This window comes from Alistipes sp. DJF_B185 (assembly GCF_964250025.1).
Taxonomy (GTDB): domain Bacteria; phylum Bacteroidota; class Bacteroidia; order Bacteroidales; family Rikenellaceae; genus Alistipes; species Alistipes finegoldii.
This window is the reverse complement of sequence record NZ_CAXUDY010000053.1, coordinates 1-2,033: the sequence shown is the minus strand read 5'-3', so window position 1 is coordinate 2,033 and position 2,033 is coordinate 1. Positions and strand designations below refer to the sequence as shown.

The 2,033-nt window shown below is 45.3% G+C and carries 3 protein-coding genes; all 3 read right to left on the bottom strand.

Annotated features, from left to right (window positions below; translation table 11 throughout):
• Positions 1 to 111: 111 nt before the first annotated feature.
• Positions 112 to 651, bottom strand: coding sequence for a hypothetical protein (locus ACESTR_RS16005; RefSeq protein ID WP_256169417.1), 540 nt, complete (start codon positions 649 to 651; stop codon positions 112 to 114).
• A gap of 165 nt (positions 652 to 816) precedes the next feature.
• On the bottom strand, positions 817 to 1,656 hold the full coding sequence (locus ACESTR_RS16000; RefSeq protein ID WP_256169419.1) for a hypothetical protein: 840 nt from the start codon (positions 1,654 to 1,656) through the stop codon (positions 817 to 819).
• 170 nt (positions 1,657 to 1,826) lie between these two features.
• Positions 1,827 to 2,033, bottom strand: a 207-nt coding sequence (locus tag ACESTR_RS15995) for a hypothetical protein (protein ID WP_373179437.1), incomplete at its 5' end; no start/stop codon positions are given.

The following is a 2,033-nucleotide window of genomic DNA, read 5'->3' as shown; positions in this document are numbered from 1 at the left end:
AGTTTCGAGAACAGCCAAATCGACGCGGCGATGCAGAATCTATTGTGAACGAAAAAGGGCACTCCGACGAATATACGGAGTGTCCTTTTTTTCAACGGCAGCAGGCTGAAATTAGGCGACCGTCGCTTGTTCGGGAAGACGTTTTATATCTTCCGACAGAAATCTGTCCGCATCTTCGGGCGAGAATCGTTTCCCGTAAAGTTGCACATCAGCCCCTAATGTACGGGATACTCCGTCTTTCAGCACCTTTTTCATCGTGGCACTACCGAGGAACACAATATGTTCCGCTACATATTCAGGCTTCAAGCCCAAGATTTCACACTCGCGGCAATACCTGCGACTGTCAAGCAGGATATTTACCTGCTCCATGAAATCAGCCCAGAATTTGTTAGCATCCGAGTAAGCCGCATTCATAAATTTGTTGATGCAGGCCAATTTAATTTCGTTATCCTTTTTCAGTTGGACATCGAAAACGGGCCGCGCCTGCGTCATTACCCGCCACATCGGGGGCGTAGTCGAACGGCGGCGGCGCGAGGTCTGCGCCGTCTGCTGTTCTTTCTGTTCGACAACGGGAGCAGTTGTAGCGGTTGCGGCGGTTGCCGCGTTAATTTCATTGGCGTTTAAGCCATTCTGCAAATTTGAATTTGCCATAATCTTAAATACTCCTTTTACAGAGGGGCTTAAATTATTCTGCATCCCTTGCCCAAGTGTTTGCAGGCCGTCGGGTTTATCCCTTTCGACACTACAAAGATTTGACTTTTCGCACCCCAAATACGGGGAGTGAAATAAAGGGCGTTTTTGCTCTCCCTCTGCAAATTACAGATAAACAGCGGAATAAGTTGCAGGCATGCGCCCTTTGCAGGACTTAATTATTCCTTTTAACGAATCGTCGCTATACAAAAAGCTGTCATTACGGGTAAATTCATAGAGGTAACAGATACGCGAAATCAGCAACAGACGATTCAACGAAACACTCTTGTCGGGTTGCTTCGGGCGGTTGTCTCCCAATAAGGTGTTCAGCATATCCCGATACATCTCCACAGTCCGATAAATCCGAAACGACGTACTCGGATAGGTTTGGTCGAAATTGCCCGTATCAATCCCGTAATACTGAATCTTCCTGCCTTTGCATTCCCGTTCATAGGTTTCCCGCAGCCAATGCAAAATCCCACGCTTTATAACGGGCAGAACCTCGACTTTCTTTCTGTTCTTTTTAAGGGTTATTTCAATATCATCGTCCGCGAAATCCTCGCCTAACTCTTTGAACAGATTTTGCACCGCCTTATCCAAAGACGCGGGTTTCACAAGGCCGCAGTTCTTAAACGAGGTTTCGACATAATCGTAAATAAAGACCAGCGCAAACCAGAATTTCTCGACATCCAGCCCCAATCCCATAACCGTAGCGATTATATCGTCGTTAGCGAGATAATCCGACTTGGCAAAGGGCATCTTAATCTTACCCGTACAGTAGCGATATTCGAATTGCGGCGTGCGGATTCCATACGTCTGTTCATCGCATCCGCAGGCAATATCAACATAATGGCGCAACTCTCGGCGCATCGGGTCGAAATCCCAATGCACAATCTTATCGTTTTCATCCATCAGTAAGGATTCATACAGACTCTTACGGATGGTATCGGCCTCCTTTTCATTCATAAAATAGCGTTTTACACCCAAATTTACGGCTTTTTACGTGTACATCGCACTTATTTACCATGCAAAAACCGCTATTAGCACTTAAAACACGTGTTCGAAAGGAATTTTAGAACAGCCGCACCATGTACCGAACTGCTAATAGTGTTAAATTGCATGACACGAAAGGTGTTTTAGAACAACTCACTATGTAAAATACCCGCTAATACTACATTTTGCACATTAATTTCCCCGTCGAACACACTCCGCCACCCCGTAAACAGCCCAATAATGCCATATAAGACATAGATAAAAATGTTCGGATTAATTGCTGTCCGACCTTTGTTGTCAATAAAAAAGGTGCTATCTTTATAATACGAGAGAGGAAAATCCGACAAGTA

Bases quoted from the DNA above. Each gene is read 5' to 3' on its own strand.
- ACESTR_RS16005 (WP_256169417.1), bottom strand. From the start codon at position 651: ATGGCAAATTCAAATTTGCAGAATGGCTTAAACGCCAATGAAATTAAC.
- ACESTR_RS16000 (WP_256169419.1), bottom strand. From the start codon at position 1,656: ATGAATGAAAAGGAGGCCGATACCATCCGTAAGAGTCTGTATGAATCC.